The organism is Lactobacillus hamsteri DSM 5661 = JCM 6256 (genome assembly GCF_000615445.1).
GTDB lineage: Bacteria > Bacillota > Bacilli > Lactobacillales > Lactobacillaceae > Lactobacillus > Lactobacillus hamsteri.
In genome coordinates this window covers 21,582-41,073 of record NZ_BALY01000002.1, presented here as the reverse complement: position 1 = coordinate 41,073, position 19,492 = coordinate 21,582, and the positions used below count along the sequence as shown (strand labels likewise).

The following is a 19,492-nucleotide window of genomic DNA, read 5'->3' as shown; positions in this document are numbered from 1 at the left end:
ATTTAAAACAATTCATTTTCCTTCATGCTTAAATAATGACCTTTTCCTACAATAAAATGATCTAAAAAATCAATTTTCATCATATTAGCAGCTTCTTGCAACTGCTTAGTCATTTTAAAATCACTATGTGAAGGAATTAATTTCCCACTTGGATGATTATGCGCAACAATAATTGCCGAACAATTATATACAACTGCCCATCTAAAGATATCACGTGGATGAGCAATTGATCTGTCTAGTGTACCTTGAGAAATCTTTTTTTCCGCAATAATTTTATTACCATTATCAAGATAAAGAGCCCAAAATTCTTCTTGTTTACGGCCTATTAATTTATCTGATAAATAGCTTCCAACTTCTTTACTTGAAGTTAAGATAGCATCCCTTTTTGATTCCGATAATCTAATTCTATCAACTAATTCTTCAATAGTTATTGCCATTTCATCAACACTATTTGGACCTGATGCATATGTTAGCAAATCCTCAAAAGAATTGATCTTTAATTCTCTTAACTTATTCTTTAGTTCAAAAAATTGATGAACACCATTGTCCTCTAATTGGTCAAAAAGTTGAATTAACAATTCCATATCTGTATGTACTTCATAATGATGTGATTTATAAAATTTCATTGAAAAACCCCCTCATTATTAAGTACGCAAAAAAGGGCTAAATTTTTTTGAGAAATTCAAAAAAACTTTCACAGATCATTGTAGCATTTTCTTTATCCTTAGGTGTAGGGGCAATAAGATCTGGAATCATAACTACTTTAATCCCCGCATTTTTTGCTGCCTGAACACCTGTTGAAGAATCTTCAAACACTAACAAATTTTCTTTAGGAATATTTATTTTTTTAGCAGCAGCTAAATATATATCTGGTGCTGGCTTTGCTTTAATCTTCCCTTTTTGAACATCTAAATAGCTCAAATGAAAATCAAAATAATTTCGAATCCCCGTTGTCCACATTGCATGTTCAACAACGTTTTCATAATTACTTGAAGCAATTGCCATATGTAGTCCTAAATCCTGAAATTTATCTAAGGCTGCTTGAACACCTGGTTGCAACTTCAATTTACCTTGATCAGTCCATTCCCATACAAGGTCATCTGTCCTCTTAATAAACTGATCACGGTCTTCATCTGTCTTAAAATACTTATTATAAAAATCCTGCATTTCTTTAACTGTTGCACCAGTAAGTTTTAAATAAGAATCTTTAGGCGTACCAAGTTTTTCTTCTTCTGCCGCTTGAATGTTTGCATCCCAATAAAGCTTTTCAGAATTGACAAGCAAACCATCCAGATCAAATAAAACTCCTTGAATATCTTCTTGAATACCTTGAACTTTCATTAATGTTCCTCCATATTCAAAATTGCACCAACTAAATAAAATGATCCCGTTACTAATAAAATATCGTTAACATTTAAATCATTTTTCAAATTTTTATATGCCACTTGATAATCTTCCGCATAATTATACTTTTCACGTACTTCTATCGGAAAATCAGCCAATTTAGCAGCTCGAGGATATGGAATAGTTGTCAAAGTAATTTGATCACTCTCATTAAATAAAGAAAAGACTTGATCTAAATCTTTATCTTTCATCATCGTAATTAGAACTTTAACTTTTCCACCTAAAATTTTATTTTGCTTATGAACAAACTCAAGTAAGTTTTTCATTGCCTGAATATTATGTGCACCATCTAAAACAATATCCGGATGCTTCTGAACTAATTGATAACGTCCTGGAATTTGTGTTGCATTAATAGCTTGCTGAATTTTTTTATCCGATAAATCAACTTTTAAAAGATAAAATGCTGTTAAAGCAATTGCAATATCATAGCTCTCAACTTGTGGTCTTTTATCAAAAAGAATTTCTTTATCAAAATAACGATATTCAATCTGCTGTTCATCTGTTACTTGATAATCTCTATTTAATAAATAGACTTTCGACTGCTCTTTACCCGATTTTTTTTCGAGAATTGATAATACCTTATCAGGAATATTGCCCAAAACAACCGGACGATTATGTTTGATAATGCCACTTTTTTCTTTAGCAATATCTTGAATTGTAGGACCAATAATTTTTTCATGATCCAAACCAATTGTAGTAATTACACTTACTTCCGGCGTAATTACATTAGTCTTATCATGTTCTCCACCAATACCCACTTCAATTACTGCATAATCACATTTTTGCTTAGCAAAATAAAGAAAAGCCATGACAGTTTCATATTCAAATGTAACTAATGAAAAATTCGGATCAGAAAGACGAAGCTTTATAATTGCATTCTCTACTTCATTAGCAACGGTAACTAAATCATTATCAGGTATATTATTACCATTTAATTGTATTCGTTCATTAAATTTATTAATGTACGGTGACACGAAAAGGCCAGTCTTTTGACCAGCCTTTTTGAGTAAATTGCTTAAATAATAAGTAGTAGAGCCTTTTCCATTAGTGCCTGTTACATGAATAGTCTTTACTTTATTCTGCGGATTATCTAAAACATCCAAAACTCTCTTAATATAAGAAAGATCATTTTTAGGATGTAAATTAGGCAAGGAATAGATGTGATCGATTACATCTTCAGCATCTTTAAACTTCACGCTACTTACTTTCCTTCAATTCTTGAATTCTTTCACGAACACCTGCAAGTTGGCTTTCGTAATCTGCTTTCTTTTCCTTTTCTTTGTTAATAACTGCTTCAGGAGCATGAGCAACAAAGCCTTGGTTAGAAAGTTTCTTAGTTGCGCGTTCAACTTCACCTTCAAGACGTTTTTCTTCTTTTTCCATCTTCTTCAATTCGTCATCAACATTGACTAATTCAGTAAGTGGAACAAAGACTTGAGCACCCGGAACAACCGCAGTCTTAGCAAGTTTAGGAGCTTCGATATCTGAAGCAACTTCAAGCTTCTTTGGATGCAAGAAGTTTTCTACGTAATCAGCATTATCATTCAAGATATGCTTGTTCTTTTCATCATCTAATTGAATCATAATATCAATTTGTGATGACATTGGAGCATTAACTTCCATACGAATATTACGTACAGCTTTAATAACTTCAATTAAGAATGCCATATCTTCATCTGCTTGCTTATTTTCAAATTCTTTATGAGTTACTGGATACTTAGCAACCATAATTGACTTACCTTCATGAGGCATTGAAAGCCATAACTTTTCAGTTACAAATGGCATAATTGGGTGCATCAAACGCAAAATTTGATCAAGAATCCAAACTAAGTTTTCTTGCTTTCTTGCCTTTAATTCTTCATCATCACCGTTTAAAGCAACCTTAGAAATTTCAATGTACCAATCACAGAAGTCATTCCAAATAAAGTTGTAAAGTTCACGACCAGCTTCACCAAATTTGTATTCATCAAATAAACGGTTAACTTCACCAACAACATGGTTCAAACGATCGAAAATCCAACTATCTGCTAAATCAAACTTGGTAGTATCTGGCATATGAGCAGGCTTGGCATCTTCTGGCAAATTCATAATTACGAAACGAGAAGCATTCCAAATCTTGTTAATAAAGTTCCAAGCAGCAGAAAGCTTCTTTGGATCATAACGAGTATCTTGACCAGGAGCTGTACCGTTAAGAAGGAACCATCTAAGAGCATCAGCACCATACTTATTAACAACGTCCATTGGGTCAACACCGTTACCAAGTGATTTAGACATCTTACGGCCCTCTGGATCACGCATCAAACCATGCAAAACAACATCCTTAAATGGACGTTCCTTAGTAAAGTGCAAACTTTGGAAAATCATTCTAGATACCCAGAAGAAAATAATATCGTAACCAGTTACTAATGCATTAGTTGGGAAGTAACGCTTAAAGTCTTCTGAATTAGCATCTGGCCAGCCAAGAGTTGAAAATGGCCATAAAGCACTTGAGAACCAAGTATCAAGAACATCTGGATCTTGTTCCCAGTTTTCAATATCCTTTGGTGCTTCTTCGCCTACGTAAGTTTCACCAGTTTCTTTATTGTACCAAGCTGGAATACGGTGGCCCCACCATAATTGACGTGAAATACACCAATCATGAACATCTTCCATCCAGTGATTTAAAGTACCTTCAAATCTTTCTGGAACAAAGTTAACCTTACCATCAGTCTTTTGATTTTCAAGAACTTTATCAGCAAGTGGCTTCATCTTAACGAACCATTGCTTAGAAAGTCGAGGTTCAACTTGAACGCCTGAACGTTCTGAGTGACCTACTGAGTGAACGATTGGTTCAATCTTAATTAAATAGCCTTCACTCTTAAGATCCTTAACCAATTCATCACGACATTCAAAACGATCCATACCGGCATATTTGCCACATTCTTCGTTCATAGTTCCGTCATCATTCATAACATTGATTCTCTTCAAGTTATGACGGTTACCTACTTGGAAGTCATTAGGATCGTGAGCAGGGGTAATCTTAACAAGTCCTGTACCGAATTCTGGATCAACATGTTGATCTTCAATAATTGGAATATGACGACCAACTAATGGCAAGACTAATTCTTTACCAACAATATCCTTATATCTTTCATCGCCAGGTGCAACAGCAACTGCAGTATCACCAAACATTGTTTCTGGACGAGTAGTTGCAATTTCTACAAAGCCAGAACCATCTGCAAATGGATACTTAATGTGGTAAAAAGCACCCTTATCGTCTTTGTGAATTACTTCGATATCACTAAGAGCAGTTTCAAGCTTAGGATCCCAGTTAATAATGTATTCACCACGGTAAATAAGACCTTCATTATAAAGTTGTACGAAGACTTTCTTTACAGCCTTTGAAAGACCTTTATCAAGAGTAAATCTTTCACGTGAATAATCAAGAGAAAGACCCATCTTAGCCCATTGGCCTTTAATGATGCTTGCGTATTCATCTTTCCAGTCCCAAACTTGCTTTAAGAACTTTTCACGTCCTAATTGGTGACGATCCTTACCTTCTTCACGAAGACGAGCTTCAACCTTGGCTTGAGTTGCAATACCAGCGTGGTCCATACCTGGAAGGTAAAGAGTGTCATAACCTTGCATACGCTTTAAACGAATTAAAGTATCTTGAATTGCTGTATCCCAAGCATGACCTAAGTGAAGCTTACCAGTGACATTTGGTGGTGGGATAACAATTGAAAATGGGTGAGCTTTTTTATCACCAGATGGCTTAAATAAATCTTCATCAAGCCATTTTTGATATCTGCCTTTTTCAACCTCATTAGGGTTGTATTTAGGTGCTAAATCTGTCATTAAATAATTCCTCCAATAAAAAAGTCCTAGACAAAATTGTCTAGGACGATTTACTAAACCGCGGTACCACCTACGTTAAGTATATAAATACTTCTCTTATAAGCGATAACGGCGCTGAAGTGTCCGGATTAACCTACTTTATTTCAGTTAATCAGCTAATCAAGCTACAAATCAACTTTCGGCCTCTCAGCTGTCTGGCTTTTCTCTGTTAATAAAGTCGATACCTCTTGATCATTGCTGTTGATTTTGATTATAGCATGAAATGTTTTAGGAAAAAAGTTTAATTATTTTATCTTCTCAATTTCATTTAAACTTAGTTCTTTATATTGGCCACGTTTTAAATCGGCAGGAAGACTTAAATTTCCCATTACAATTCTTTCAAGTTCAACAACCTTCATCCCTACCGCACCAAACATACGCTTAATTTGATGATACTTTCCTTCGCTAATTTTTATCTCAATTTTTGAAGTATCATTCTCTACATCTTGAGACAAAATTTTTAGTTCAGCTGGTTTTAACTTAGTTCCGTCACCAAGGGTCATCCCCTTTGCAAACTGCTTTATAGTATCTTCATTAGCAATACCCGCAATATCGGCACGGTAAATTTTATTTACGTGTTTATTAGGAGCCAAAAGTTCATGATTAAGCTGTCCATCATTTGTAAGCAGCAAAAGGCCTGTTGTATCTTTATCAAGTCTACCTACAGGAACAATTCCTTTATACTTATCTTTATTTTGTAACAAAGAAATTACTGTTTGCTGACTTCGATCTTCAGTTGCCGACAAAACACCTTTAGGCTTATTCATCAAAAAATAATGGTATTTTTGATACGTTACTTCTTGATCTCCCACCATAATCTGATCTTTTTCTGTTACTTTTTCTTTTGGTGTTTTTACAACTTTACCATTAATTGTTACTACACCATCTTTTATTAATTTATGAACTTCTTTCCGTGAGCCAACATTCATATTAGCCAAATATTTATCAATTCGCATTTTTTAACCTATCTTTCTTCATTAAAAATAAGTATATCATGCAAAAAAGCGCCAGAAGATTTCTCTTCTAGCGTTTTTTGATTTTTTATAATAAATCAGCATCTTCTTGAGCCTTATCATCCAAGAAAGTTTGGTTTGGATAAATTGGCGTAATATTAATTCCTGCCATAGCTCTTTCAATTAAGCCTTCTGCATCAAGACGATCTTCGTATTCACGAGCTTTATCTAACTTTGGCTTAGTCTTAGGACGTGGTGGAGCAAAAATAGTACAACAATCTTCAAATGGTTGAATTGAAAGATCAAAAGTACCAATTTCTTCTGCACGTTCAATAATTTCTGTCTTATCCATTGTAGCAACAGGACGAATAACTGGAGTTGTAGTTACATCATTAATTGCAACCATAGATTCCAAAGTTTGAGAAGCTACCTGACCAACAGATTCACCATTGAAAATTGCCAAACCGCCACGTTGCTCACGAATACGATCAGCTAATTGAAGCATAAAACGACGTTGAACAGTCATCAAATATCCTTCAGGAATCTTTTCTTTGATAGTTTCTTGAATTTCCGCAAATGGAACAGCAATGAAATTAATTTTGCCACAGAAATTAGCTAAAATTCCTGTTAATTCCTTAGCCTTAGCTAAAGCTTTTTCAGTAGTATAAGGAGGACTAAAGAAGTGAACCATTTCAATTTCTACCCCACGCTTCATTGCAAGGTATGAAGCTACAGGTGAATCAATTCCACCTGAAAGCATCATTACAGCCTTACCAGCAGTACCTACGGGCATGCCGCCAATACCATGGAGCAATTGGTTAGAAATGTAAACAGCATCTTGACGAACTTCAATTCTAAGTACCAAATCTGGATGCTTCATTTCCGCCTTTAAGTTGTCCATACGGTCGAATAAGTAGTCACCAACCATATTATTAATCTGATTAGTATCATATTCGAATTGGTGGTCACTACGCTTAGTATTAACTTTAAAAGTCATGCCATCCTTAAAGGTAGCTTGCATAAGTTCTAAAGAAGTTTTTTCAATATCTTCTAAAGTTTTTGGAACTTTAATAGCAGGTGAATAAGTTTGAATACCAAAAACTTTTTTCAAGCGCTTATCAATTTCTTCAAAAGGTGCATCATTTAAAACAATGTGCATTCTATCATGTCGCGGATGAATTTCAATTTCAGGGAAGTCATTTAAAACACGCGTAACATTACCAGCCAAACGGCCAATAAAATCTTTACGGTTTTTTCCCTTAGTTGATAATTCACCATAGCGAATCATAACTTCAGTATATTTAACCATTAATTTTCTCCTAAGTGATTAATTTTAGCAAAGTGATCATAAATCTTGTCAAAGACCTTGATAAATTGATCAGCTTCTTCCATAGTATTGCTTTCATCGAAGCTTAAACGAATAGCACTTGTTGCTATCTTATCTTCAACACGCATTGATACTAACGTACTTGCTTCATCAGCAGTCTTAGAAGCACACGCAGAAGTAGTTGAAACATAAATATCTTGATCTTCTAAAGTATGAACTAAAGTTTCACCACGAATACCCTCTAATGCAAAACAAAGAATATGTGGTGCAAAGCCTTCACTAAGTGGTGAAAAAATATCAATGCCAGGTTTATCTTTAATATGATTAACAATCTTGGCTTTAATTGCTTCTTCACGATTAGCTTTTTCAGCTTCATCATCTAATAATAAACGAATAGCCTTAGCCATACCAGCAATAGCAGGTAAATTTTCAGTTCCTGAACGCAAGCCTTTTTCTTGTCCACCACCATCATGAAGTGGACTTAACATCTTGCCTTCTTTTTTATATAAAACACCAATGCCACGTGGAGCATGGAATTTATGCGCAGATAAGCTCATTAAATCCACTCTTGGTGTAAATACCTTATCCCAAATATTTTTACCCAATGCTTGAACATCATCAACATGAAATTGAATCGTTGGGTAATTTTCAAGCAAATCACTAATTTCTTCAATTGGCTGAATTGTTCCGATCTCGTTGTTAACACCCATAATTGAAACAAGAGTCGTATCTGAATCAATTGCGTTTCTTAAGTCATTAACGCTTACGCGACCTTCCTTATCAACAGGAAGACGCGTTACGCGATAACCTAAATTTTCCAAACTATTAAAAGCATTAGCAACAGATGCATGTTCAACACTTGACGTAATAATATGCTTGCCAAATTCGCGCTTTTGAATTGCTGTTCCTTTAATTGCCGTGTTATTCGACTCAGTACCACCTGAAGTAAAGAAAATTTCATGTGGCTTTGTTCCTAACAAATCTGCAATCTGCTTACGAGAAGCTTCAAGCAATTGATGAGAGCGATCCCCCATCTTGTGTAAACTAGATGGATTGCCCCAAATGTTTGTTGCCACTTTATCATATGTAGCCAAAACGCCTGGATCAATCTTGGTTGTTGCACTATTATCAAAATAAATCACAATAACTACTCCTCTAAAAAAACGGTCAATTAAATTGACCGTTAAATACTTATAAATTGTAACCTAATTATTACCAAGCTTCAATTATTTGTTATTCTTCTCAGAGTAATATGAATTTTCAATTCTTTGATATGAACCAGGTTCAACTTTTTCAATAGCAGTTGCAATCACATCCAAAGCTTCTTTGTAATTATAATCATACTGATATAGCCTTGTTGCCTTTTCTTGGGCTTTTTTAATTGCTTCTTTTTCTGCATATCTATTTGAATATTGAACTGTTAATTCAACTAAATTAGCAGAATTTATAATATCATCTGCCTCACGTTTAAGCCGTTCTACATCATCAGAAATTTGAATTAGTTCATCGGAAATTTTTTCCATATTAATGCGAACTCTACTCAATTCCTCACTAACATGACCAATTTCATTAACAACTAAAGTATACATTTGAACAAAGCTTTCAGGGTCACCCGGCAATTTGCGACGTTGCAAGCGACGGTAAACCAGTGATACTTCCTGCTTAAATTGCTTAATTGAATCATTGGCAACATTTTCAGAATCATACAATCCATCCACATCTTCAGCCATTGTTTTTTGCTCATCATCAATTTGACGAATTCGATCAAGCATAGCTAGCCATGAATCTTGAATTTCTGAATAAACACCCTTGCCGTCTGCAATGTTTTGGGTGTCAACTGTATATTGACGATTCATGTCATTAACTTCTTGTTCAAGCTTACGGCTTTCTGCCAATTCACCGTGTGTCAATTCATAGCTTTCATCAATATGACGTAATTTTTCAACTAATTTTTTTGAAGCAATTTGCTGATGCGAAATCAAAGCCAACATCTTACTTTGGTTTTTTTCGACAAATGGACGTGCTTTATATTCCTTAGCTAAAACATTGTATAAATCATCAATATCCTTAGCAATTTCTTTATTGCTTTCGCCTAATTTATCAACTTTTAAATCTGCTAATAAACCTCGAGCTTTTTCAATTTTATCGTGAATCTTTTTGATTTGTCCTAAAATATCAGCATCTGCAAAATAAAATTTCTTTGAAATCATTTCTTTATATGCAGCCGATAATTCACGAAGTTGATCTTGAAATACCGTATCTAGTTGATGCTGTGCTTCTTTTATCTTAGGTAATTGTTCCTTTAAAGACGTTAAGTCCATTTTTATCTTTGTAAGAACACGCTTAGCCTCAACATGATCACCTTGTGAAGACAAGTTTTTAGCTTCATCAAAATCACTTTCCATTGCCGTCAGTTCATTTTCAATTTGATCAAGTGCTGAGCCATAATCAAAAGAATCCGCTAAGATCATTTTTCTTGTAGCACGATAAGACTTAATTAAAGCATCATACTGAATTTGATTCTCACGATTTGACTCAAGAAGATCAGTAAACACATCCTTAGTATTTTTAGCATCTTCTAAAGTTGGCTTAATTATTTCTTGCGCCTTCTTGATATTTTTTCTAGCCTTAAAAATATGATAGGACGTATTCTTTTCTGCAGCTTCATCAATTAAATGCTGAACTTCTGGAATTTTTTGGGTCATTGCTTCTTGATATGATTTGCGCCACGTATTTAAAGTTGTTAAGCTTTCGCCTGCTAAATCCATTTTATCTAGTCGCGCAATATCTTGCTCAAGATGCATTTTTTCAATCTTATCCATTGTATCATCAATCGCTTCAATCTCACGAAGTTGTCGTCGATTCGAAATCAACATAAATGCGATGATAAGGATAATTAAAATAATGATTGCGATAACAATTATAGTTTGAACTGATGACATTATTTAATCCTCCAAAACTAACATAATTATACCAAACGATTGAAAAAAGCGGGATAAAAGCTTCCTTTTTCTTGATTTATTCTTAACCACTTTATATAATAGTGTTCGTGTAAAATATTTGCAGCTATAAGTGACAAGAACGTCAACATCTTAATACGCTTTTGAGTGAACGAGTAGCCCACGCTGCAACGGGTGAAAATGAAAATTAAGATGCACGAATGTTGAACTTATTTGTAATATTTTACTCCAAAAATTATTATAAGATTTTATTGGAGGATTTTTATGTCAAGATATACAGGTCCAAGTTGGAAACGTTCTAGAAGATTAGGTATCTCGCTTTCAGGTACTGGTAAGGAAATCGCACGTCGTAACTACGCTCCAGGTCAACACGGTCCTAACAACCGTGGCCGTTTGTCAGAATACGGTGAACAATTGCACGAAAAGCAAAAGTTACGTTGGATGTACGGTTTGAACGAACGTCAATTTAGAACCATGTTTACTCGTGCCGGTAAGATTCGTGAAGGCGAACACGGTACTAACTTCATGATTTTACTTGAACGTCGTTTGGACAACATCGTTTACCGTCTTGGTTTAGCTACTACTAGAGAACAAGCAAGACAATTGGTAAACCACGGTCACATCACTGTTGATGGCAAGCGTGTTGATATTCCTTCATACGAAGTTAAAGTTGGTCAAACTATTGGCTTGAAGGAAAAGTCAAAGAACTTGCAACAAGTTAAGGATGCTCTTGAAGCAGTTACTGCTCGTCCATCATACGTTACTTTCGATGATAACAAGATGGAAGGTAGCCTTGTTCGTTTACCAGAACGTGACGAAATGGATCCTAACGTTAACGAAGCTCTTGTTGTTGAATGGTACAACAAGTTACTTTAATACTTGGATTACATTCCTCAAAAACCTTTCCCCTATGGGAAAGGTTTTTTTCTTGCTATAATTTATGCAGAGGTGAAAAAATGACAGAAGACTTAAGTAAAAGAGTTGAACAAGCAGCTCAGGGAATTACTCCCCAAACTAAACCAGATGAACGAAGAAAATTTTTAGGTTCTTTACGTGAACGAGTTCTAGTTAGAATGAACAACAATGAGGTTAAAGATCCACAATTGACCTCATTGTTTTTACAACATATTGATGATTACAAAGGTTACACTGTTTTAATTAATGGCAACATTGAAGACAACAGTTTCTTAGGCAAAGTGGAAAGTTTGTGCAGTCAAAAACAAATTAATTTTACTTTAGTAAACAACGAAACTGCTAAAACTGGTCCCGAGGATACTGCTGTTCTTGTTGTAGCGAAAGATGCTATTAATAAAATGCGTATTGAGATTGGCCAAGTATATGCGCCAGAAATGCCTAAAGAAGAATTGAATATATCTAAAGAAAAGAAAGGCAGTTTTTGGCATAGACTTTTCCATGGAGATCATTAATGAAACCCTTAGCTTACCGCATGCGACCTAAAAATCTTGATGAAGTTGTAGGCCAACAACATCTTATTGGACCTGGTAAAATCATTCGCAGAATGGTTGAAGCCAAACTTCTTTCATCCATGATTCTATATGGTCCTCCCGGAATTGGGAAAACAAGTATTGCAAGTGCCATTGCCGGTTCTACAAAATACGCTTTTCGAAAATTAAACGCTGCTACAGATAGTAAGAAACAATTACAACAAGTAGCCGAAGAAGGCAAAATGAGTGGTACTGTTATTTTGCTTTTAGATGAAATTCATCGTTTAGATAAAACTAAGCAGGACTTCCTTTTACCTCTGCTTGAATCTGGACAAATCATTTTAATAGGCGCTACTACTGAAAATCCTTATATTTCTATCTCCCCTGCTATTCGATCAAGATGTCAAATCTTTGAATTAAAACCTTTATCAATTGATGATGCAGGTAAAGCAATTGATCGTGCTCTAAGTGATAAAAATAATGGCCTAGGCAAATACAATGCATCTTTATCTCCTGCCGCAAAAAGTTTATTACTTGAAAAAGGCAATGGAGATTTACGAGCAACGCTTAACGGTCTAGAGCTTGCCGTTCGTTCGACAAAACAAGAATTAAAAGAAGCCGGTAAAGATGATGGTTCATTTACTATTACTCAAAAAGAAATGGCGGATTCTATTCAGATAAAAAGCCAAAATTTCGATGCTAATGGTGATGGACACTATGATCTAATCTCAGCTTTTCAAAAATCAATTCGTGGTTCAGACACGGATGCTGCATTACATTATTTAGCTCGTTTGGTAGAATCAGGCGATCTTATTTCGATTTGTCGAAGATTAACTGTAATTGCCTATGAAGATATCGGCTTAGCCAATCCTGCTGCTGCACAACATGCTTTCATTGCTATTCAAGCAGCACAGACTTTAGGATTTCCAGAAGCCAGAATTCCTTTAGCTAACGCCGTGATTGAACTATGCTTATCGCCCAAAAGCAACAGCGCAATGTCAGCTATTGATGCTGCTATTTCAGACGTTGAAAATAAAAATATTGATTCAATTCCAGATAATCTCAAAGATGCACATTACAAAGGCGCTAAAAAACTAGGCCATGGCACTAATTATGTATATCCACATGATTTTTCTGGAGATTGGGTCGCTCAACAATATTTGCCCGATAATTTAATCGGTGCTCAATATTTTAATCCAAAAGGCAATTCTAAAATTGAAAAAGGGCTAAAAAATCAATATCAAATTTTGCGAAAAATGCAAGCAGAAAGACTTATGAAAAAGCCTATAAACAAATGATGTAACCTCTTTCAATATGCTTGACATTTTTCTATAGATCACGTAATATAATATGTGATCTGAGTTGATCGACAAGCTTAAATGTATAAAGTTGACCGATCAAACTATAAGACGTGGGAGTTAGTAAATAACTACCGAATCGGAATACTGACATGCTCAGGATCCATATTCGCTGCGATACTAACTCAAATATTGAACATTGCGGGTTCAACAAGCGTCATTATGCTATGTTCAGTCAACTCAGATTTTTATTTTGAATTTAAAGGAACGGTCGTGTTGACCGCTCTTTTTTTATAGGGAGATTATTGAATGGTTATTAAAATAGTAATGTCAATTTTCATTATTGTAATGATTTTAACAGCATGGTATTTATGGCATCGACGTGGTGGAACATTTTTAATCTACGACGTTGGTGGAGACCCACGTCTAGCTACTATTTTAAAATGGACATCAATTGCCCTCATCATTGAAAGTGTAATTGGAATTATAATTTTATTCTTTACTAATAAATACTTAAATCTAATCACTTTGATTTTAGGGTCTTTAACCATTCTAATTTTTAGCTTATTAATTAATCAAAAGAATGAATAACGTAGAGACAGTTTTTTGGTAAAATAATCTTAGAAAGTAGGAAGAGGTGCTTATATTATGCTTTCACAATACCAACATATTCAAGTTTCAGTTGATGGTTCAAAAGAAGCTGATTTAGCTTTCAGTAAGGCAGCCGCAATTGCAAAACGTAATCATGCAAGTTTAGATATTTTGCACGTTATTGATACTCGTTCATTCCAAAATGTTTCAAGTTTTGATTCTGCTATGGTTGAACAAGTTTCTAGCGATGCTAAAAAACGAATGGAAGAATACTCTGACAGAGCTAAAAAAGCAGGTATTTCTGAAGTTCACTACTCTATTGAATTTGGTTCACCTAAGACAATTATTGCTCATGATTTTCCATCTAAGCATAACATTGATTTAATTGTCGTTGGTGCTACGGGCTTAAATGCCGTTGAACGTCTACTTATTGGTAGTGTAACTGAATACGTTACTAGAACTGCAAATTGTGACGTAATTGTATGTCGTACTAAAGAAGTAGAGGATGCTTTATCCGCTGAATAAACTTCATATAATAAAATAAAAAGGATTCAAGTTTTTTATCAACTTGAATCCTTTTTATTTTATTTAGAAATCGCCAGCTGTACTGAACATATAATCTCGATTATGAAACTTCATTGACAAGACCATACCTATACCAATCATATTTCCAATCAAAGCTGAACCACCTTGAGAAATAAAAGGTAACGGGATACCTGTTAATGGCAACAAATCAATACTCATACCAATATTTTCAAACACGTGGAATAAAATCATCATAATTACACCTGTAGAAATATATGAGTAAAATGCATTTCTAGTATCAAAAGTAATTTTCACCATTTGAATAATCAAATATAAGTAAATTAAAATTACTCCAACACTACCAACAAATCCAAAGGTTTCACCAATAACAGAATATACCATATCGGAACCACGAACAGGTACATAAACACTGATTTTTCCAAAACCATTTCCAAATATCTGTCCTGAACCAATCGCCTGCATACTTTGCCATAACTGGTATGCACTACTATCCGTACTTGTTGATGGACTTAACCATGAGTCAATACGAGCAAATTGATATGCCTTGAAGAAATGACTTAAAAATTGTCGTCCCTGTGTAGTAACAACCATTAAAATTACACTTGTTGCTATAATTGCTACCACTATAAACGCGGGTATAATAATTTTCCAACTTATTCCTGATACTAAAATTACGCCTCCAACAATAGCGAAGAAAACTAACATAGTACCAAAGTCATTCTGTAATTTTAAAAGAACAGCAACGGGTAATAACCATCCAATTATTTTTCCAATCAACAACCAATCATTATGGAGCGTATGCTCATAAACCTGATTATGATCGTGAACAACCCTTGCCAACATTAAAATAAACGCTGGCTTCATAATTTCAGATGGCTGAAATGTTAATGGACCTAATTTAAACCAACTTTTTGCCCCTGTATCTACATAAACACTTCTGTTATACAAAAACAATACGGCTATCAATAAAATGATACCTAATGCATATACATATGGGGCCAACTTGAATAACTGATCGGCATCAAATTGCATTACAAATACAACTATCCCAATAGAAATCAAATACCAAATTGCTTGCATTAAAACAGCTTTAGTTGGTGTACCCATGTGGCTAGGATCATTAACAGCAGCGACATAAATTGAATAAAGCCAATCAAGGCCAACAAAACTACTGGAATAACAACATTCCAAGCAATTCGATCAATTAAACTTGTTTTATTTTCTACTTTTGCCATTAAACCACTACTTAATTAAATACTATTTTTCATGTAATGCGAAGTATGAAAGTAAGTCATTGATACTGCTTTCTAAGCTTTTGGCAAATAAAACATTACTTGTTTTAGTTGTAGTAGCACGGTAACGACCATCCACCTTTTCAATCAAACCAATTGATTTTTTATTAGGAATGATTACTTCCCAAGTTGGAATACTCTTACCTTTAAGCTCATTTACTTCAACATCGATGTTTTCCATTTTTTTTGACATAATTTCTCCTACTTATTCTCTGGATGAAACTTTTTTGCTATTATTGGATCTTCATACTTTTCAGGATGTGGATTCCTAAAAATTGTAAATTTATCCGGAACTGGATCAACTCCCCCTCGAACAAAGGGATTGCATCTCAATATTCGAAATATTCCCATTATCAAACCTAAAATTGGGCCATGCTTTTTCAACGCATCAATCATATAGCTTGAACAAGTTGGATAATATCGACAACTTGGTGGAAATAGTGGCGATATCAATTCTTGATAAATTCGCACTATGAAAATCATAATTTTACGCAAAGTGAAACCCTCACTTTTTAATGACGTTGGTGCTTTTCAATATTTTTAAGCAATGTACCTGTTCCCAATGCAACTGCTTCTAATGGATGATCAGCTGTTAATACTGGTACTTGTAAGTAATATGAAATTAACTTATCAAAATTCTTTAAAAGTGCACCACCACCAGTAAGCATGATACCGCGATCAATAATATCAGCTGAAAGCTCAGGAGGAGTAGTCTCCAAAACTTCCTTAGTAGTTGCTACAATTGACATCAATCCATCTTGTAAAGCTTCATAAATTTCAGGTGCAGTAACAGTTGTCTGCTTTGGCAATCCATCGACTACATCTCGTCCTCTAACTGTAATTGAAGCGTCCTTATCCGGTTCAAAAGCACTACCAATTTCAATTTTAATTTCTTCAGCAGTACGAGAGCCAATTAATAAATTATGCTTATTTTTAATATAAGCAATAACAGCTTGGTTCATCTTGTCACCAGCATAACGTAAAGAACGTGAAGTAACAATTTCACCCATTGATAAAACCGCAATATCAGTAGTTCCACCACCAATATCGATTACCATATTACCTTGTGGTTTAAAAATATCTAATCCAGCCCCTACAGCAGCTACTTTAGGTTCAAAATCAAGATATACATTTCCACCACCAGATTTTTCTGCAGCCTGAATTATTGCCTTTTGTTCGATTGATGTAACACCAGTAGGTGCACAAATTAAAATGTTAGGTTTAGACATAAATCCCTTAACATTTAATTTTTCAATAAAATATGACAACATTTCTTCAGTAACATCAAAATCGGCAATAACCCCATTCTTTAATGGGCGAATAACACGAATATTGCCAGGGGTTCTACCAACCATTTCATAAGCTTCTGAACCTACTGCAACAACTTTATTAGTATTAGTATTTACAGCAACAACAGAAGGCTCATTTAACACAATACCTTTTCCAGAGACATTGATAAGCACATTTGCTGTCCCTAAATCAATTCCTATATCTCTTGCCACGATAACCCTCCATAATTATTCATGCTTCATTTTACCATAAAAAGATAGAGTATTCCTCTTCTATCACTGTTTTAACCATTCTTTAAAAGAAATTGCTAAGTTGCAAAGAAGCATCAATAAAACTTATAAAAAAAACTTCCAACTAAATATCCAAGTCCGATTGCTGCAAAAAGAAGAAAAATTTGTGCCTCGAAAGTTTTTCCTTTACGAATAATTTTTTCAACTTGAATAGCCTTCATTACTTGAAAAGATAATGCTATGCAAATCAAATAAATAATTATACTAATTACTGCATGTATACCTATTTGGACCATTAAACATTCTTTCTAAAAATCAAAAGAAAAGCGGATGCTAATATCCGCATCCGCTTTCTTATTCAATGTATTACTTACGTGAATTGTAAACACTGATTCTGTTAGTAGCACGCTTCAAAGCAATTTCAGCTCTTTCAAATGAACGAGTATCATGCTTTTCACGAGCTTCCTTCATATGCTGCTCAGCACGCTTCTTAGCAGCTTCAGCACGAGAAACATCAATGTTTCTAGCACGTTCAGCACTATCCGCAATAACTGTTGCAGTATTATTTGAGAATTCGATATAACCACCGTTAACAGCAATATGGTCTACTTTATTTGACATCTCACGACTACGTTTTACTTTAACATCACCAATTGAAAGTGGCGTTAAAATAGGAGTGTGATTATACATGATAGCACGTTGACCATCAACTGCTCTCATGTCAATAATGCTACTACGGTGTGAATAAATCAATCCGTCGGGAGTTACAACATTAACTCTAAAAAGTTTTTCTGGATCTGCCATCTGACATCACCCTACTTTTCTAGCAATGCTTTAGCTTCTGGATCACTTGGTGTGACACCCATTTCTTGTGCCTTCTTCAAGACATCTTCAATTGGTCCAACACCACGGAAAGCATCTTCTGGAAGATCATCAAGGTGACCATCCAAAATCAACTTAAAGCCCTTGATAGTTTCCTTAATTGGAACATATGAACCAGGTACACCAGTAAATTGTTCAGCAACAAAGAAGTTTTGTGATAAGAAGAATTGAACTTTACGAGCACGTGCAACGATCAATTTTTCTTCATCTGACAATTCATCCATACCTAAAACAGAAATAATATCTTGCAATTCGTGATAACGTTGAAGAACGTGTTGTACACGCGTTGCAGTTTCATAGTGATCATTACCAACAACTTCTGGATCCAAAGCACTTGATGAAGATTCAAGTGGGTCTACAGCTGGATAAATACCTTGTTCAACAAGGCTACGTTCCAAGTTAGTAGTAGCATCCAAGTGTGCAAAAGTAGTTGCTGGAGCTGGGTCGGTATAGTCGTCGGCAGGAACATAAACGGCTTGAATAGACGTAATAGAACCCTTCTTAGTAGAAGTAATTCTTTCCTGTAATTGACCCATTTCTGTTGCCAATGTTGGTTGGTAACCAACGGCACTTGGCATACGACCAAGCAAAGCAGAAACTTCTGAACCAGCCTGAGTAAATCTAAAGATGTTATCGATAAAGAGCAATACGTCTTGACCTTCAACATCTCTAAAGTATTCAGCAATAGTCAAACCAGTTAATGCAACACGCATTCTGGCACCAGGCGGCTCGTTCATCTGACCAAATACCATGGCAGTTTTACTTAAAACTCCTGAAGCTTTCATTTCGAAGTAAAGGTCGTTACCTTCACGAGTTCTTTCACCAACACCAGTAAATACGGAAATACCACCGTGTTCTTGAGCGATGTTGTGAATTAATTCCTGAATGATAGTGGTTTTACCAACACCTGCACCACCAAACAGACCAACCTTACCACCACGAACATAAGGTTCAAGCAAATCGATAACCTTAATACCAGTTTCCAAAATTTCACGACTTGTAGTCAATTCATCATATTTTGGAGCTGGTTTATGAATACCTTCACGTGGATGATCTTTTGGAAATTCTGGACCGTTATCAATAGGTTGACCCAAAACGTTGAACACACGTCCCAAGGTGTCTTCACCAACAGGAACTGAAATTGGGGCCCCCGTATCCTCGACTTTCATACCGCGTCGAAGACCATCGGTAGATTCCATGGAGATTGTTCTTAAAACACCATCTCCAAGCTCTAGTGTAACTTCCAAGACGATAGATTCATCTTCTGATTTAATTACACGAAGAGCGTTATTAATATCAGGTAGGTCTTTATCAAGTGGGAATTTAACATCGACAACTGGGCCGATTACTTGAACAATTTCACCTTCACTCAAATCATCTACCTCCTTTTCTCTTCTT

Annotated in this window: 18 protein-coding genes and 2 pseudogenes; 5 read left to right on the top strand and 15 right to left on the bottom strand. The window is 35.0% G+C overall.

Translation table 11 applies throughout. From position 1 onward, the window contains the following. Nucleotides 1–2: 2 nt before the first annotated feature. The 8 genes from JCM6256_RS00785 to ezrA all read right to left on the bottom strand — a co-directional run bounded on the left by JCM6256_RS00785 (nucleotide 3) and on the right by ezrA (nucleotide 10,502). Nucleotides 3–626, bottom strand: coding sequence for a JAB domain-containing protein (locus JCM6256_RS00785; RefSeq protein WP_025079947.1), 624 nt, complete (start codon nucleotides 624–626; stop codon nucleotides 3–5). A 37-nt stretch (nucleotides 627–663) separates the two neighbouring features. Continuing rightward, nucleotides 664–1,341: an HAD family hydrolase gene (locus tag JCM6256_RS00780; protein WP_025079946.1), complete on the bottom strand. Its 678-nt coding sequence runs from the start codon at nucleotides 1,339–1,341 to the stop codon at nucleotides 664–666. Beyond that, nucleotides 1,341–2,600, bottom strand: a complete 1,260-nt coding sequence (locus JCM6256_RS00775) for a bifunctional folylpolyglutamate synthase/dihydrofolate synthase (protein ID WP_025079945.1) — start codon at nucleotides 2,598–2,600, stop codon at nucleotides 1,341–1,343. The genes JCM6256_RS00780 and JCM6256_RS00775 overlap by 1 nt, the downstream gene beginning before the upstream one ends. 1 nt (nucleotide 2,601) lies before the next feature. Beyond that, a complete protein-coding gene (locus JCM6256_RS00770) occupies nucleotides 2,602–5,241 on the bottom strand; it encodes a valine--tRNA ligase (protein ID WP_025079944.1) in 2,640 nt (879 codons plus the stop codon). Nucleotides 5,242–5,525: 284 nt separating this feature from the next. After that, nucleotides 5,526–6,236, bottom strand: a complete 711-nt coding sequence (locus JCM6256_RS00765) for a pseudouridine synthase (RefSeq protein ID WP_025079943.1) — start codon at nucleotides 6,234–6,236, stop codon at nucleotides 5,526–5,528. 85 nt (nucleotides 6,237–6,321) lie between these two features. Continuing rightward, nucleotides 6,322–7,542 (bottom strand): tRNA uracil 4-sulfurtransferase ThiI, encoded by a 1,221-nt coding sequence (thiI, locus tag JCM6256_RS00760; RefSeq protein WP_025079942.1) that lies wholly within the window; start codon nucleotides 7,540–7,542, stop codon nucleotides 6,322–6,324. After that, a complete protein-coding gene (locus JCM6256_RS00755; protein ID WP_025079941.1) occupies nucleotides 7,542–8,702 on the bottom strand; it encodes a cysteine desulfurase family protein in 1,161 nt (386 codons plus the stop codon). The genes thiI and JCM6256_RS00755 overlap by 1 nt, the downstream gene beginning before the upstream one ends. An 84-nt stretch (nucleotides 8,703–8,786) precedes the next feature. Continuing rightward, entirely contained in the window at nucleotides 8,787–10,502 is a 1,716-nt protein-coding gene (gene ezrA / locus JCM6256_RS00750) for a septation ring formation regulator EzrA (protein WP_025079940.1), read from the bottom strand. A 282-nt stretch (nucleotides 10,503–10,784) separates the two neighbouring features. Between ezrA and rpsD the strand changes: the two genes are divergently transcribed. The 5 genes from rpsD to JCM6256_RS00725 all read left to right on the top strand — a co-directional run bounded on the left by rpsD (nucleotide 10,785) and on the right by JCM6256_RS00725 (nucleotide 14,379). Then, entirely contained in the window at nucleotides 10,785–11,396 is a 612-nt protein-coding gene (gene rpsD / locus JCM6256_RS00745) for a 30S ribosomal protein S4 (protein ID WP_025079939.1), read from the top strand. An 80-nt stretch (nucleotides 11,397–11,476) separates the two neighbouring features. Next, a complete protein-coding gene (locus tag JCM6256_RS00740; protein ID WP_025079938.1) occupies nucleotides 11,477–11,947 on the top strand; it encodes a YueI family protein in 471 nt (156 codons plus the stop codon). Further along, nucleotides 11,947–13,263, top strand: coding sequence for a replication-associated recombination protein A (locus JCM6256_RS00735; protein WP_025079937.1), 1,317 nt, complete (start codon nucleotides 11,947–11,949; stop codon nucleotides 13,261–13,263). Before JCM6256_RS00740 ends, JCM6256_RS00735 begins: the two co-directional genes overlap by 1 nt. 309 nt (nucleotides 13,264–13,572) lie before the next feature. Next, complete coding sequence (locus JCM6256_RS00730) at nucleotides 13,573–13,854, top strand: hypothetical protein (RefSeq protein ID WP_025079936.1); 282 nt, start codon at nucleotides 13,573–13,575, stop codon at nucleotides 13,852–13,854. Between the two features lie 57 nt (nucleotides 13,855–13,911). Continuing rightward, a complete protein-coding gene (locus tag JCM6256_RS00725) occupies nucleotides 13,912–14,379 on the top strand; it encodes a universal stress protein (RefSeq protein ID WP_025079935.1) in 468 nt (155 codons plus the stop codon). A gap of 63 nt (nucleotides 14,380–14,442) precedes the next feature. Here JCM6256_RS00725 and JCM6256_RS09350 read toward each other — a convergent pair. From JCM6256_RS09350 to atpD, 7 genes and pseudogenes are all read right to left on the bottom strand, one after another. Continuing rightward, nucleotides 14,443–15,635: pseudogene (locus JCM6256_RS09350) on the bottom strand (FtsW/RodA/SpoVE family cell cycle protein). 22 nt (nucleotides 15,636–15,657) lie between these two features. Next, nucleotides 15,658–15,885 (bottom strand): DUF2969 domain-containing protein, encoded by a 228-nt coding sequence (locus JCM6256_RS00715; protein ID WP_025079934.1) that lies wholly within the window; start codon nucleotides 15,883–15,885, stop codon nucleotides 15,658–15,660. Between the two features lie 8 nt (nucleotides 15,886–15,893). Further along, the gene (yidD, locus tag JCM6256_RS00710) at nucleotides 15,894–16,187 is read right to left on the bottom strand and encodes a membrane protein insertion efficiency factor YidD (RefSeq protein ID WP_025079933.1); all 294 of its coding nucleotides are present in this window, start codon (nucleotides 16,185–16,187) and stop codon (nucleotides 15,894–15,896) included. A 17-nt stretch (nucleotides 16,188–16,204) separates the two neighbouring features. Then, nucleotides 16,205–17,194, bottom strand: a complete 990-nt coding sequence (locus JCM6256_RS00705) for a rod shape-determining protein (protein WP_025079932.1) — start codon at nucleotides 17,192–17,194, stop codon at nucleotides 16,205–16,207. A gap of 82 nt (nucleotides 17,195–17,276) precedes the next feature. After that, nucleotides 17,277–17,508 (bottom strand): annotated as a pseudogene (locus JCM6256_RS09345) (DUF1146 family protein). A 70-nt stretch (nucleotides 17,509–17,578) separates the two neighbouring features. Next, nucleotides 17,579–18,016, bottom strand: a complete 438-nt coding sequence (locus tag JCM6256_RS00695; protein ID WP_025079931.1) for a F0F1 ATP synthase subunit epsilon — start codon at nucleotides 18,014–18,016, stop codon at nucleotides 17,579–17,581. Nucleotides 18,017–18,027: 11 nt separating this feature from the next. After that, complete coding sequence (gene atpD / locus JCM6256_RS00690; RefSeq protein ID WP_025079930.1) at nucleotides 18,028–19,467, bottom strand: F0F1 ATP synthase subunit beta; 1,440 nt, start codon at nucleotides 19,465–19,467, stop codon at nucleotides 18,028–18,030. Between the last annotated feature and the right edge of the window lie 25 nt (nucleotides 19,468–19,492).